13 protein-coding genes are annotated in these 13,565 nt (G+C 71.2%); 7 read left to right on the top strand and 6 right to left on the bottom strand.

Features of this window, described 5'->3' with window-relative positions:
• Positions 1–17 precede the first annotated feature (17 nt).
• The 3 genes from AC1DWC_RS09440 to AC1DWC_RS09430 all read right to left on the bottom strand — a co-directional run bounded on the left by AC1DWC_RS09440 (position 18) and on the right by AC1DWC_RS09430 (position 3,552).
• The gene (locus AC1DWC_RS09440; RefSeq protein WP_477907447.1) at positions 18–1,988 is read right to left on the bottom strand and encodes a YhgE/Pip family protein; all 1,971 of its coding nucleotides are present in this window, start codon (positions 1,986–1,988) and stop codon (positions 18–20) included.
• 80 nt (positions 1,989–2,068) lie between these two features.
• Positions 2,069–2,632: a phosphatase PAP2 family protein gene (locus tag AC1DWC_RS09435; RefSeq protein ID WP_477907445.1), complete on the bottom strand. Its 564-nt coding sequence runs from the start codon at positions 2,630–2,632 to the stop codon at positions 2,069–2,071.
• Positions 2,633–2,676: 44 nt separating this feature from the next.
• A complete protein-coding gene (locus AC1DWC_RS09430) occupies positions 2,677–3,552 on the bottom strand; it encodes a hypothetical protein (RefSeq protein WP_477837076.1) in 876 nt (291 codons plus the stop codon).
• 194 nt (positions 3,553–3,746) lie between these two features.
• Here AC1DWC_RS09430 and AC1DWC_RS09425 point away from each other — a divergent pair, with 194 nt between their 5' ends.
• A complete protein-coding gene (locus AC1DWC_RS09425) occupies positions 3,747–4,313 on the top strand; it encodes a DUF732 domain-containing protein (protein ID WP_477907443.1) in 567 nt (188 codons plus the stop codon).
• A 51-nt stretch (positions 4,314–4,364) separates the two neighbouring features.
• Here the strand turns inward: AC1DWC_RS09425 and AC1DWC_RS09420 are convergent, their stop codons facing one another.
• Both AC1DWC_RS09420 and AC1DWC_RS09415 read right to left on the bottom strand, forming a co-directional pair.
• Complete coding sequence (locus AC1DWC_RS09420) at positions 4,365–7,091, bottom strand: sacsin N-terminal ATP-binding-like domain-containing protein (RefSeq protein ID WP_477907441.1); 2,727 nt, start codon at positions 7,089–7,091, stop codon at positions 4,365–4,367.
• A 2-nt stretch (positions 7,092–7,093) separates the two neighbouring features.
• Positions 7,094–7,951, bottom strand: coding sequence for a DUF3027 domain-containing protein (locus AC1DWC_RS09415; RefSeq protein ID WP_477907439.1), 858 nt, complete (start codon positions 7,949–7,951; stop codon positions 7,094–7,096).
• 51 nt (positions 7,952–8,002) lie between these two features.
• On the opposite strand from AC1DWC_RS09415, the gene AC1DWC_RS09410 reads away from it, so the two are divergent.
• The 3 genes from AC1DWC_RS09410 to AC1DWC_RS09400 are packed head-to-tail and all read left to right on the top strand — an operon-like array spanning position 8,003 to position 10,968.
• A complete protein-coding gene (locus tag AC1DWC_RS09410) occupies positions 8,003–8,791 on the top strand; it encodes a glutaminyl-peptide cyclotransferase (RefSeq protein WP_477907437.1) in 789 nt (262 codons plus the stop codon).
• 57 nt (positions 8,792–8,848) lie between these two features.
• Positions 8,849–10,477, top strand: a complete 1,629-nt coding sequence (locus tag AC1DWC_RS09405; RefSeq protein ID WP_477907435.1) for an MFS transporter — start codon at positions 8,849–8,851, stop codon at positions 10,475–10,477.
• Between the two features lie 23 nt (positions 10,478–10,500).
• Positions 10,501–10,968 (top strand): DUF2771 family protein, encoded by a 468-nt coding sequence (locus AC1DWC_RS09400; protein ID WP_477907433.1) that lies wholly within the window; start codon positions 10,501–10,503, stop codon positions 10,966–10,968.
• Between the two features lie 8 nt (positions 10,969–10,976).
• Here AC1DWC_RS09400 and AC1DWC_RS09395 read toward each other — a convergent pair whose 3' ends face one another.
• The gene (locus AC1DWC_RS09395; protein ID WP_072843227.1) at positions 10,977–11,390 is read right to left on the bottom strand and encodes a cold-shock protein; all 414 of its coding nucleotides are present in this window, start codon (positions 11,388–11,390) and stop codon (positions 10,977–10,979) included.
• Between the two features lie 121 nt (positions 11,391–11,511).
• Here AC1DWC_RS09395 and AC1DWC_RS09390 point away from each other — a divergent pair, with 121 nt between their 5' ends.
• Genes AC1DWC_RS09390 through AC1DWC_RS09380 form a run of 3 tightly spaced genes read left to right on the top strand, consistent with a single transcriptional unit; the run spans position 11,512 to position 13,465 of the window.
• Positions 11,512–11,739, top strand: coding sequence for a hypothetical protein (locus AC1DWC_RS09390; RefSeq protein WP_477837084.1), 228 nt, complete (start codon positions 11,512–11,514; stop codon positions 11,737–11,739).
• On the top strand, positions 11,736–12,143 hold the full coding sequence (locus AC1DWC_RS09385) for a YccF domain-containing protein (RefSeq protein ID WP_477907431.1): 408 nt from the start codon (positions 11,736–11,738) through the stop codon (positions 12,141–12,143). Before AC1DWC_RS09390 ends, AC1DWC_RS09385 begins: the two co-directional genes overlap by 4 nt.
• Positions 12,140–13,465 carry a glycosyltransferase 87 family protein gene (locus AC1DWC_RS09380; RefSeq protein WP_477907430.1) on the top strand — a complete coding sequence of 442 codons (1,326 nt, stop codon included), beginning with the start codon at positions 12,140–12,142 and terminating at the stop codon, positions 13,463–13,465. Before AC1DWC_RS09385 ends, AC1DWC_RS09380 begins: the two co-directional genes overlap by 4 nt.
• The last annotated feature ends 100 nt before the right edge of the window (positions 13,466–13,565 follow it).

Raw genomic sequence — 13,565 nt, 5'->3', positions numbered from 1 at the left:
GTCCGGCCGGTCGGCGATCAGCGCACCGGGACCGGGTGCAGCACCTCGGTGTCGCCGTCCCGCCCGTCCGTGTCACCGATGTAGACGTCGGGATTCTCGTCGCCGTGGTTCTCGTCGCCGTGGTTCTCGTCGGCAGGGGCGACCTCGGCCGCCCGCTGACGGCGACGCCACCAGACGGTCACCGCGACGGAGGCCACCACGATTCCGGCCAGTACCGCGATCGACATCCAGAACCGAGGGCCGTCGTACCCGATGAGGACCATCCGCAGGGCGTTGCGTGCGTAGGTCAGCGGCATCAGGTCGTGCAGCAGGCGGATCGGGGCGGGCATCTGCTCGATCGGGTACACGCCTCCGAACGCGAAGATCTGGATCATCAAGGCGCCCAGCGCGATGAACGTGCCGTTGACCGCCCCGAACACCACGGTGAACACCCGGCCCAGCGCGACCCCGGCCGCACCGATCAGGATCATCACGGCCACCATCGCCAGCACGCTCGGCGGGTCCGCCTTCGCGACCGTCAACGTGACCACCGAGAGCACCAGGGCCGCGACGAGGGTGATCGCGGCGGGCGCGCGGTACCGGCGCAGTCCGCCCCGCACCACGCCCTCGTCCGGGTCCTCGTCGTCCCGTCGACCGCCTCGCGGCCGCAGCACGAACCACGTCAGGATCCCGCAGAGGAACAGCAGCACCGACATCACCACGGGCACGGCGCCGGGACCGAAGCCCGCCGCCACGTTCAGGTTGCGCTCGCTGACCGCCACCGGCGACGAGAGCAGGCCGGCCGTGGACTCCCGCTCCGCCTCCGTGAAGTGCGGGACCTGCTTGGCGCCGTCCGCCAGACCGGTCGCCAGTTCGTTGCTGCCGGCGTCGAGCTGGCCGACGCCGTCCTTGAGCTGACCGAGACCGGCGCTGAGCTCGGTACCGCCCGCGTCGAGCTGGCCGAGACCGGTGTTGAGTTCGTTGGCGCCGGCGTCGAGCTCGTGCGCGCCCGCCGCCAGTTCACCGAGGCCCGAGTTCAGTTCCGCCGCGCCGGAGGCCGCCGAGGCGATACCGCCGCGGTACTCGGCGGTCGGGTCGGACAGCTCGTGGGCCAGCTGCCGGGCACCGTCGCGCAGCTGCTGCAGCTGACCGGCGATGTCCTCCGCGCCGGTGGGCAGGCCCGCGGCAACCGCGGCCTCGAGCAGCGGGGTGACCACCGTGTCGATGACCTCGCTGATCTGCGTCGCCCCGGCGCCGAGCTGGTCGGTGCCGTCCTCCAGCTGAGACAGGCCGGCGGCGAGTTCGCCGGACCCCGCCTTGGCCTCGTCTGCGCCGGCGGCCAACTGGCCGGTGCCGGAGGCCAGCTCGCCGCTGCCCGCGTAGGCCTCGTGCAGGCCCGAGGAGAGCTCGACGCTGCCGTCGGAGAGCTGGGTGACGCCGTCCAGGGCCTCGCCCGTGCCGTCCGAGAGCTGACGCGCACCGGCGGCCGCCTCGTCGAGACCCTTGCCGACGTCGCCGAGTCCGACGAGAACCTGGTCGACGGACTGCTCGCCGATGCTCTCCGAGACCGCCGAGCGCACCTGCGCCATGACGCTCTCCCCGACCGGGCCGGCCACCAGGCTGTTGTGGTCGTTGTAGACCACGTCGAGCGTCGCCTTGCTGCCGTTACCGCTGGCCGCGCTGGCGATGTTCTTGCTGAAGTCCTCCGGGATCACCACGGAGAAGTAGTAGCGGCCGTCCTCGACCCCCGCTTTGGCCTCGTCGAGGGTGACCTCCTGCCAGTTCACGTCGCCGCCGTCGAGCAGCGCCGTCGCCACCTCGGTGCCCGCGTCCAGGCGGGTGCCGTCCAGGTCCGCGCCCGCGTCGCTGTTCACGATGGCGACCGGCATCTGGGAAACGGTGTCGCCCGGATCCCACAGCGCCCACATGTAGAAGCCCATCAGCGCCAGCGGCGCGATGACCAATACGGCCAGGGCCGTCCGGATCAGATGCGTCCGACGTGGCGACACACCAGACTCGACGGCTGTGGATCCTGGCTCCATGTGGGGGGCCCTTTCCCTCAATCCTGCTGGACACGCGTCCAAGTTGGTCAGGATAGAGAAGTCTGGCCCACCTGTTGCCGTTTTCGCTCGAACCAGACAGCACCCCAGATCCACAGGGCTGCCCAGGCCGCCCCGAAGAGCCAGCCCGCGAGGACGTCGGTGAGCCAGTGCGCGCCCAGGTACACGCGCGAGAGCCCGATCAGCAGCGTCCAGCACGCGAGCAGTGCGAACACCCACGGCGCGCGCCACCGGGGCGCGGCCAGCCGCACGATCACCGCGGCGACCACGCAGACCAGGATCGCGGACATCATCGCGTGCCCGGAGGGGAACGAATGCGTCGCCTCGTCGACCAGCCGCTCCGGGAACGGAGGCCTGGCCCGCCCGAACACCAGCTTGAGCCCGGACATCACGAACAGCCCGGTGAGCATCGCCCCGGCCACCATGACCGCCTCGACCCGGTGCCGGCGCACGACCAGCGCAATCGAGATCCCGGCGGCGATGGCCCAGGAGGCGGCGGTGCCGCCGAGATTGGTGATCACCGTGACGACGTCGGTGAGCCAGGGCGTCCGCACCTCCAGCATCCAGTCGAGCACGTTCCGGTCGATGTTCATGCCACGATCATCGTCGCCGCCACGAACACCGACCGAACCGGGCGTCAGCTGCCCGAGCTGCCCGAACTCCCCGAACTGCCGGCACTGCCAGAGCCGCCCGGCTCCTCCGGCGACGGCGTCGCGACGAGGTCGCCCGGCGCGTACATGTAGGCGGTCGCCTGCACCGCCAGCGAGGTGCCCGTGGTCGCCGGCGTCTTGGCACGCCAGTTCACGATCGGGTTGAGCGCACCGAACGGCCCGCACCCGGTGGCGCCGGGTAGCGCGAAGTCCTTCGCCGCCGTGTGCACGTTGGTGACCTGCAGCGTGCCCTCCGGGTAGTCCGGCCCGCCCACCACGTTGTACACGGGGTCGAGGGCCCCACCTCGCACGCCACGGAGCTCGAATGTCACCGGGCTCTCGGCGGATCCGAGGTAGCAGTTGTCGCCGAGGAATGCGTTGTTGAGCTTCATCCGGACCGGCATGTCGATGTTGAAGTCGAAGATCTCGTCGTGCATGACCGGCACCGCGACCGCCTGGACCTCTGCGGTCACCGCGGCGAGGCCGAAGAGGTTGTCGAACGGCAGGTCCACACCCAGTACGCCTCCCGGCACCGTCATGGGCTTGGCGTAGACGCCGAAGTTCTCGGTGTCGGTGCTCGTGAAGGTGGAGCCGTCGGCCGGGAAGCCGACGCTGAGCACCATGTCGCCCTCCTTGACGGGCAGCTGGAATCCGTTGTTGTCGAAGGTTCCGCCGTTGATGGCGACGCCGACACAGGCGCCCTGCGGGTCACCCTCGGTGTCGCAGTGCTCGGCGCCGGGGATGTTGTCGAGCGTCGTGGCCGCCGCGGTCGGCGCGGTCATCACCGCGGTTGCTCCCAGCGCGAGGCCGACGACCGCGCGTCGGGACCAACGATGTCGGCGACTGAGTGTTCGGTTGGCCATAGGTCCTCCTGAAATGGTCCAGCCCGGCCTCAGAATCGACCGAGCCGATCAGAGTGCTTGTGCCCGCATCACATTGGGTGATAACTGTGAATAGATGCCACAGACATAGTCACCAAAAGGGATATTTGGGAATACTAGTTTCGATAGGCAACGATGCCCCCGGGACACGCGGGAGCTGTGCCACACTTCGCGCCATGACACTTTGGCGAACGATCTCCGTGTCCGCAGCCGTGGTTGCGTGCTGTGCCATCACGGCGTGCGGCGGGGAGTCGACCGGCACCGGCGACATCACCAGCAGCAGCGCCGCGGCGCCCGGTACAAGCAGCCAGGTCAGCTCGGCGACACAGGCGCCTGCAGTCGAGCCGGCGCCGGTCGCCGCGCCTGTTCCGGCCGGCACCGAGGCTCCCCAGGTGCCGCCGGCCGAGGTCCCTGCCCCCGAGCAGGCCGCTCCGGAACCCGTTGCGGCCGTGGCAGACCCGCTCGACGCCCGGTCACCGGAGCAGGTGGTCGCCGAGTCCGGAGACAAGGGGCAGCGTTACCTCGGCGCCCTGCGCGCAGCCGGGATCCCACCGGCAGGCATGGACGCGCAGGAGATCCTCTACGCCCGGGGCCTGTGCCGGGCGCGCGCCGAGGGCGCCTCCCGCGCCGAGCTGCTGCGCGAGTTCGACGCCGTCGGCCAGGCGTACTCGAAGTTCACCCCACTCTCCCCGGGACAGGTCGCCGAGGCGTACGTCGTCACCGCGGAGCAGCACTACTGCTGATCCGACCCGGTCGGCAGCTGCCGGACTCCGCCCGAAAGGCAACCGCCGCCGCTACTGCCTGCTGTCCCAGTGCGCGGTGCCCTGCTCGTCGACCCACTGCGGCACCGCGACGTCAGCCTCGACCGCACCGCTGAGCCGGACGGTGAGACCCTCGTGCACCACCACCGTGCCCTCGGGCAGCTCCCGACCGGAGGCCACGTGCGCCAGCACGGCGCCGGGCTCCCGGTCCCAGGTGCTGACGCGGCCCGTGCCGAGCACCTCGGCGTGCACCGCCTCGGAGGCGAGCGGTAGGTCCAGCAGTTCGGCCAGCGCGGCGGCGCCGGCGAGGTCGCCGACCACCAGCCGGTCGGCGGGGATCGCGGCCGCGAACCAGGGCCGGTCCAGCACCACCGCCGCGGCCGGATCGACGGCTGCGCCGGACATTGCCCGGACCCGCTCGGGCGGCGAGAGTTCATCCAGGTCCAGGGCCCCGGAGGCGGTCGCCGCGGCAAGCAGCCGGTGCGCCCGCACCACCACGGCCGGGCCGGGCGCCCGCTCCGGGTCGGCCAGCCGGTCGATCAGCAGTTCGGCCGTCGCCACCGAGTCCACCCGGTCTGCGGCCAGCGCACCGGTGAGCGCGGCGACGTCCGGGTGGTCGAGCACGTCCAGCAGGCCCCCGTAGGTGCGGTCGTCGGGCGCGCGCAGCGAGCCGAGCCTCACGCCCCCGACCCGGGCGTGACGGCGCAGCCACCAGGCCGTGTACCCGTCCCGGTCCGCCAGCAGTTCCCGGGTGTCCGGCTCCGCGGCCAGCAGGCTCAGTGCGGCGGGCCACGCCGCCTCGTCCACCAGGTCCAGGTCGCGCACCGCGACCAGCTCCTCCGGGTCCTCGGGGAGCGTGGCCCACCACGACCCCTCGTCGTCGAGGTCCTGTTCGGGTCCGGTCGGCAACTCCGTGCGCAGCACCGAGAATCCCCAGCCGACACCGACCGCCCGCAGCGCGTCCGCGCCGTGGCGCTCCACCAGGTCCGCGGCGACCACCCCGAACGGTGCGTCCCCGGCGAGCACGGCGGCCAGCGGGGCGCCGGGCAGCAGCATCTCGTCCGCACCGCGCAGGTCGCCGTCCGAGTCCGGCAGCAGCAACTGCCCGAGCCACCCAGGCAGCTCGCCGCGGCCGGCCGCGGCCGCCGCCAGCGACAGCACCGTGTCCGCGAGTTCCGTAGCCACCGGTACGTCGTCGAAGTCCGTGTCCTCGATCTCCGCACGCAGCGCCGGATCGGCCAGGATCTCGAACACGCCCGCCGAGCCAGCCCCCAGCCTGGCCAGCAGCGGATCGGCGGCGGCCGGGTGCACCAGCCGGATCCAGTCGACGCCTCCCAGGTCGGACCCGAGGTCGTGGCCGAGGACGACGGTCCGCGGGCCCGTCACCGTGCGCCCGTCGGCGAGCGGCACGGGGATCGCCGCCAGCTCCTCGACGGCGACGGTGTCCACGACGAGAGGATCGAGCGCCGCGTACAGCCTTCCCCACCAGTCGGGTTCGCGGTGCAGCCCGGAGAGCAGTTCGGCCAGCCGAGCCAGCCCGATCCGGTGCGCGCCCACCGCGGACAGTGCCGGCGCGCCGGCGGCGGCGGACAGTTCCGGGACGACCAGTCCGGGGACGGCGTCGCCGAGCAACTCGGCCAGCTCCGCGCTCAGCCCGGGCAGCACCGTCGCGGACGTCGGCGTCAGCTGGTCCCCCGCGACGCCGGGCAGCCACGGACTGGTGGTGAGCTCACGCAGCACCGACTCGCGCAACATCGCGTCCACCTCGCCGCGCGCGAAACCGGGCACCGGGACCATCGCCAGCCGTTGCGAAACGGGAAGCGCCGCAACGAAATCCGCATAACCGTTGGCCAGGTGCGCGAGTGTGGCGCCGGGCATCAGCCGGCGCCGGTCCGGCTGCAGCGCGGTCTGGGCGATCAGGATCGCGGGCAGCGACAGCTCCTCGTCGGAGCGGGTCGGGGCGCGCAGCACGTCCTCGCCGACCGGGCGGACGCGACCGCCGGTGACCGGCACCAGCCAGCGCGCGGCCGCGGTTTCGAACTGCCACCAGCAGCGCTCGCCGACGGTCACCTCGACCAGCCCGCCGTCGAGGACGCGCTCGGCGCGCGCAAACTCGTGCCCGTCCACCTGAATCGACTGCAGCGCAGGCAGTTCCAGCAGCAGATCGGCGGCCTCGCCGGCCAGCCGCTTCACCAGCGCGGCGCCGTCGACGCCACGGCGCAGCGCCAGCACCACCTCGGTGTCGTAGCCGTCTGCCGGCTCGGCCGCGGTCGGCCACGGCAGGCGCAGCACCGGCACGCCGGCGGCCGGCGCCTCGAGACCCGCCACGGCCAGTTCGGCGCGGGTGCGGGCGGCGGAGAACAGCACCGACCCGGTGGTCGAGCGCAGCTCGATCTCCTCGCTCACGGCGAGGACCGCGGTGAAGCCGACGCCGAACCGGCCGACGCCGGCGGCAGGGTCGGTCTTGCCCGACACACGCAACGCCGAGAGCGCCTGCAGGCCCGTCGGATCCAGTGCGGTGCCGACATTCGCGACCCGCAGCATCATGCCGTCGAGCTTGACCCGCAGCCGACCGGGCACCCCGGCCCGGGCCGCGGCGTCGGCGGCGTTCTGCGCGAGTTCGGTCAGCAGCCGGTCGCGGTACCCCGCATGGACCAGGTCGGCCTCGGTGGTCGCGTCCTCGCGGAGCCTGGTCGGCGAGGAGGTCCACGCCAACAGCGTGGACTCCCTCAGCGCGTTCGCACCGAGGGGGTCGGCCACCGTCAGTTCGTCGATGCCGCGTCTTCTTCTTCGGTGTTCGCGGCCTTCTCGGAGGCTTCGGCGTTATCGGAGCCCTCGGCGGTGTCCACCGGTGCGGGCACGGGATTCGCGACGATCTCCACGGCACCGTCGTCGTAGGCGTCGAACTGCGGGCTGCCGGCGCCGGTGGGCAACTCGGTGTCAGAGTGCGCGCCGCAGCCGTACTCGGCGTAGACCACCCGACCGTCGGCCGCCATCTCGTTGCCGCACACCCCGAACGCCACCCGCAGCGACCCGGCCAGCGGGAGGTAGAAGCCGCACAGCTCACAGGTGGACGGCGCGGCCTTGGCCATCTCGGTGTCCGGCCCGTACTCGCCTTCGCGCCAACGCTCGGCCGCGTCGAGCCGACCCTCCAGGCTCATCACCTGCTTGCGGCCGAGACCGACCTCGAAGGCCAGGTCGTCGACGACCGGGTCGCCCGTCGCCACGTAACCCGGCACCAGCCGGGGGTCTCCCGCCCGCGGCGGCAGCAGCCCGCCGGGCGTGAGATCGCCTGCGCGGACGCGCTCGTCCCACGGCAGCCAGTCCGGAGCGGTCAGCGCGTCCGGGCCGGGGAGCAGGACCAACTCGCTCACGGTGACGTGGTCGGAGTCCGGCGCGGCGGCCAGGACCACCGCCCACTGCCAGCCTCGATACCCCGGCAGCTGGGCCGTGAACCGGTGGGTGGCGGCGCTCTCGTCCTCGAACGTGACGCCGAGATGTTCCCCGACCTCACCCTCGCCGAGGTCGACCAACGCCTGACGCGCCAGGTCGACCGCATCGGCCAGAACGGGGCGCACGGGGGCAAGCTCGGAGGCAGGCTGGGGACTCACGCGGTCCATTTTGCCGTATCGCAGCAAATCCGTGGCAGGACGGGCTGTCATGCTGTCGTAATGACCTGGCGCCCACTCCTCACGACTGCCGTTGCGGCGACCGTCCTGGCCCTCTCCGGCTGTGCGCCGGATGCCTCGTCGACCACGTCCCCGGCCGTCGAACGGCTCCGCGTCGAGGTGCTCGACACTCGACCGCACGACCCCACCGCCTTCACCCAGGGACTCGAGATCTCCGACGGCGAACTGCTCGAGGGCACCGGGCTCAGCGGCCGGTCGTACCTGAGCGCGCGGGACCTCGGCACCGGCACGGAGCGGGTCCGGGTGCCGCTGGCGGACCCGCTGTTCGGCGAGGGCATCACGGTCGCGGGCGACACCGTATGGCAACTCACCTGGCGCGACGGCGTGGCGGTCGCGTACGACCGGGACACGCTCACCGAGCTCCGTCGGGTGAACTACGAGGGGGAGGGCTGGGGGGTGTGCGCGCAGGACGGTCGCCTGGTGACGAGCGACGGCTCCGACACACTCACGTTCCGCGACCCGGCCACCTTCGACCGGCTCGGCACGGTGGTCGTCACCCTCGACGGCAAGCCGCAGTCCCAGCTGAACGAACTCGAATGCGCAAGCGACGGGAGCGTCTACGCCAACGTCTGGCAGTCCGACGTCATCCTCCGGATCGATCCGGGCACCGGCGACGTCACCGCGGTGGTCGACGCGTCGGGCCTGCTCACCCATGACGAACGACGGTCCGTGGACGTCCTCAACGGGATCGCGCAGGTACCCGGGACCGACCGATTCCTGATCACCGGCAAGTACTACCCACACCTGTTCGAGGTGCGGTTCGTGCCGTGACGCGCGGAGCCCTAGGGTGCGTGGCCCACTGTCGGTGATCTAGGACAGAATTGGGGAGTGACCGGACCCCGCGAGCCCCACGACCCCGACCGGGGTCGGTCGACCGGCGACCACCCACGGCACGAGAACCACCCCGGATTCGCGAACTATCCGCCGACCACGCGGCGGGTGGGCGGGCGTCGGCAGCCCCTGCCGCCGTTGCACCCGGTCGACAGCGGACCCACCGAGGAGATCCGGCAGCCCGGCCCCGGCGCGCCGAAGCCCCCGCCGATCCCCCGCAAGCTCACCGTCACCCGGGTCGCCGCGATGCGCAGTCGCGAGCTGACCAACAAGGGCATCGCCACCTTCCACCGCGCCGCCAAGGCCGACGGCGCCGACAAGTCCGGCCTCACCGCCCTCACCTACGCGGTGATGGCGAACTTCGCCACCGACGCCGCGATCGCCGTCGCCCTGGCCAACACGCTGTTCTTCTCCGCGGCGACGGGCGAGGACAAGACCAAGGTCGCGCTGTACCTGCTGATCACCATCGCGCCGTTCGCGGTGATCGCGCCGCTGATCGGTCCGATGCTGGACCGGTTGCAGCACGGCCGCCGGCTCGCACTGGCGTCGTCGTTCGCCCTGCGGACGGTGCTGGCGGTGCTGCTGGTCTTCAACTTCGACAGCTGGGCGCTGTACCCGGCCGCACTGGGCATGATGGTGCTGAGCAAGTCGTTCTCGGTGCTCAAGAGCGCGGTGACGCCGCGGGTGCTGCCACCGGAGATCGACCTGGTGCGGGTCAACTCGCGACTGACCGTGTTCGGCCTGATCGGCGGCACCATCGGTGCGGGCGCGGTGGCCGGAATCATCGCCTTCGCGACCGGCTCCACCGGGGTGCTCTGGTTCGCCGCGCTCCTCACCACCCTGGGCGCCTACCTGAGCATGCGCATCCCGGCGTGGGTGGAGGTCACCGAGGGCGAGGTGCCCGCGACCCTGACCTACCACGGCAACGACGCCCACACCGAGGTGATCGCGGCGGACCGCAAGGAGACGGTCAAGGCCAGCAAGCGGCGACAACCGCTGGGCCGCACCGTCATCACGGGGCTGTGGGGCAACAGCACCATCCGCGTGATGACCGGCTTCCTCACCCTCTACATCGCGTTCGTCGCCAAGTCCCGGACCGGGCACGAGCCCCTGGAGCAGGCCGCGATGCTCGGCCTGGTCGGTGCCGCCGCCGGCATCGGAAACTTCGCGGGCAACGCGGCTGGCGCCCGGATCAAGCTCGGCCGACCCACCGTGGTGGTGCTCCGGTGCACCGCCGCCGTGACGGCGGTCGCGATCCTCGTCGCCCTCACCGACAGCCTCCTCACCGCGGCACTGGCCGCCCTCGTTGCGTCCGGCGCGAGCGCCCTGGCGAAGGTCTCGCTGGACGCCTCGCTACAGGACGACCTGCCCGAGGAATCCATCGCGTCCGGCTTCGGCCGCTCCGAGACGGTGCTGCAGCTGAGCTGGGTGATCGGCGGCGCGCTCGGAGTGCTGCTGCCGACGCAGTACTGGATCGGGTTCTCGGTGGTGTCGGTGCTGCTCACCTTCGGTCTCGTGCAGACCGTCCTCAGCAACCGGGGGTCGTCACTGCTCCCCGGGCTCGGCGGCAAACGCCCCGACGTGGCAAACCAGGAGATCACCAAGCCGATCTCGACCGCCGACTGACGCCCAACTAGAAACGGAACCCAATGACTCTGCAAGCCCGGACGAAGAAGACCATTGCGGCCCTCTCGGTGGTCGCGCTGGTGGCCGCCGGCGGCCTCGCCGCCGTGGTCACCGTGCTCGTCCAGAACGCCCCGGAGACCCTGCCGACGGTCACCGCGTACGCGCACTACAAGACCGTCGACGCACACGCCGGTGTGTGCGACGCCGACCTCGCGTGCGCGGGGCTCGAGATCGCGAACCTGAGCGTTCCGGCGGGCCAGCCGCTGCAGTTGTCGCTGCCCAAGGACGTGTCGAGCTCCGACTGGCGGCTGAACGTGCAGATCGGCAACCCCGAGACCGGCGAGGTGTTCAACGGGTACCGCGACTACACGCCGGGCGAGGCGTCCGCCGTGACGGTGCCGTCCGGCAAGAACGAGCAGCTCCTCGGCGTGATCATCCAACTGCCCGCCGATGGCGGCCTCGCACCGGTGTGGGCGATCCAGACCTACTGAGACCCGACCTAGCTGTCGAGCTCCCGGGCGACGGCGCGCACGACCTCGGAGATCCGCTGCGCGGTCTTGCGGTCGGGGTACTTGCCCCGGCGCAGGTCCGGCTGCACCTTGGCCTCGAGCAGGGTGATCATGTCCTCGACCATCCCGTGCAGCTCGTCGGGGGTGTGCTTACGGGCGGCGTCGTCCTTGCGGGCGCCGCCGCCCTGCCGGATGGTCGGGGTCGGTTCGAGCACGGTCACGCTCAGGGCCTGCGGGCCACGACGGCCGGCGGCCATCCCGAACTCCACACGCTGGCCCGGCTTCAGTGCCTCGACACCCGCGGGCAGCGCGGCGGACCGGACGTAGACGTCCTCGCCCGACTCCTGGGAAAGGAAGCCGAAGCCCTTTTCCGCGTCGTACCACTTCACCTTGCCGGTAGGCACTGCGTTCACCTGCTCATCCACATATAAAGGAACGCGCCCCACGGATGCGGGACGCGACGACCGCAGTCTACCCCCGCGCGCCGCCGGACCGGCCCACGGTTTGAGGCGATACCGTTGGACGGTGGCAAGTCAACAGTCCCCCCGCGGCACCGCGCTCTTGCGTGTCGCGCTCGTCTGCTTCTCCGTCGGCGTGCTCGCGATCATCGCGGCCTTCGTGGTCTTCGCGCTCGGGCATGAACCCCCGCTCGCCCTGTACCTGCTGGCAGGCGCCTGCCCCGTCGGCTTCCTGCTGGCAATCGTCTTCGCACTGAGGTCCGGGCGTCGCGTCCGGGGAGGGGCGCAACAATGAGAATCGTCCTGAACATCATCTGGCTGATCTTCGGCGGCCTCTGGCTGGCGCTCGGCTACTTCCTGGCCGGCGTCATCATGTGCATCCTCATCATCACCATCCCGTTCGGCATCGCGGCGTTCCGGATCGGCGTGTACGCGCTGTGGCCGTTCGGCAAGACGGTCGTCAACAAACCCACCTCCGGGATGGGCTCACTGATCGGCAACGTGATCTGGCTGGTACTGGCCGGCATCTGGCTCGCCATCGGACACGTGGTCAGCGCGATCGCGATGGCCATCACGATCATCGGCATCCCGCTCGCTGTCGCGAACCTGAAGATGGTGCCGATCTCGTTGATGCCGCTGGGCAAGGACATCGTCGACGTCGACGCGGTACCCGCCTACCCAGGAGGCGCCCAGGGATGAGCCTGCTGCCCCCTCCCGTCCGTGCTCCCGGCCCCGCGCCGGACACCTGTCCAGCCACGGCGGAGGGGCGCTCGCTGCCGTCCTCCCCGTTCTTCGCCGGCGCGCTGGCCGCCCTCGCCGTGGCGGTGGTCGTCGCGCACGACCGGGCGGTCCCGCTCGGTCACCCGCTGTGGGGCCTGTTCAGCAACGGCCTCGACCTGCTGGTGTACCGCAGCGGCGGTGCCACCGTCCTCAGCTCCGCGGGCCTCTACGACCACGCCCTGTACGGCGGCATGTGGTTCACCTATCCGCCGTTCTCGGCGGTGCTGTTCGCGCCGCTGAACCTGGTCAGCGCCGACATGGCCGGCCTGCTCGGCTACCTCGCCAACTTCGTCACCCTCTATCTGGTGGTGCTGCTGTGCTGGCGACAGCTCGGCTATCGGACCGGCCGGCACCTATACATCGTCAGCGCCCTGCTCACGGTGATCTTCAGCGCGCTCGAGCCGGTCCGCACCACCGTGTGGCTCGGGCAGGTCAACCTGATGCTGATGCTGCTGGTGATCTGGGACCTCGGGCGGCCGGAAGGCAGCCGCCTGCGCGGGTTCGGCGTAGGCGTCGCCACCGGGATCAAGCTGACGCCGGGGCTGTTCCTCGTGCAACTGCTGATCACCCGGCAGTGGCGCGCGGCCGTCGTCGCGGCCACCACACTGCTGGCGACCGTGGCCGTCGGGTTCGTGGTGATCTTCTCCGACTCCAAGGACTACTGGACCGGCGTGATCGTGCACTCCACGCGGATCGGCGAGACGGCCTGGCCGGCCAACCAGTCGGCCTCCGGGGTGCTGGCCCGGTGGCTGGACGTCCCGGAGCCGCCGCGGCTGCTGTGGCTTGCGGTCGCCGGCGCCCTCGCTGCACTGGGCATGGGCGCGTCATACCTGGCCCACCGCCACGGGCACGCGCTGCTGTCGGTGACCGTGTGCGGCCTGACGACGGGCGCCGTCTCCCCCTTCTCCTGGGGGCACCACTGGGTGTGGTTCGTGCCGATGCTGGTCCTCGCGGCGGACTGGGCGCTGCGCAAGGGTCGCGCAACCGCCTGGCTGGTGCCGGCGGCGCTCGCCCTGCCACTGCTGATCTGGAGCCACCGGTTCCCCGACGGGGTGTACGCGATCGGGCTGTTCATGATCCCGACCACGACCTACCTGGCCCCGATCTTCGCCGCGGTCTACCCGTTGACGTTCGTCGCGATCGCCACCACGGTCATGGTCGCACTGCGCCGCTCCCCGCCACCGAACCCCCTGGTCGGCCCCGAGAACTTCTGTGATCTGCCTCACATAACGGTGAGATAACAGGGCGGTCTCGGAACCGACCGAGCGCTTCTACCTGCGGAAACTTGCCCACTTCCAGGCGAAACGCCGAATATTCCGCAATTTGGGTAACAGATGACGC

Source organism: Rhodococcus sp. P4_C10 (genome assembly GCF_056402135.1).
The sequence above is the reverse complement of the archived record's forward strand: the minus strand, read 5'-3'. Positions and strand labels throughout refer to the sequence as shown.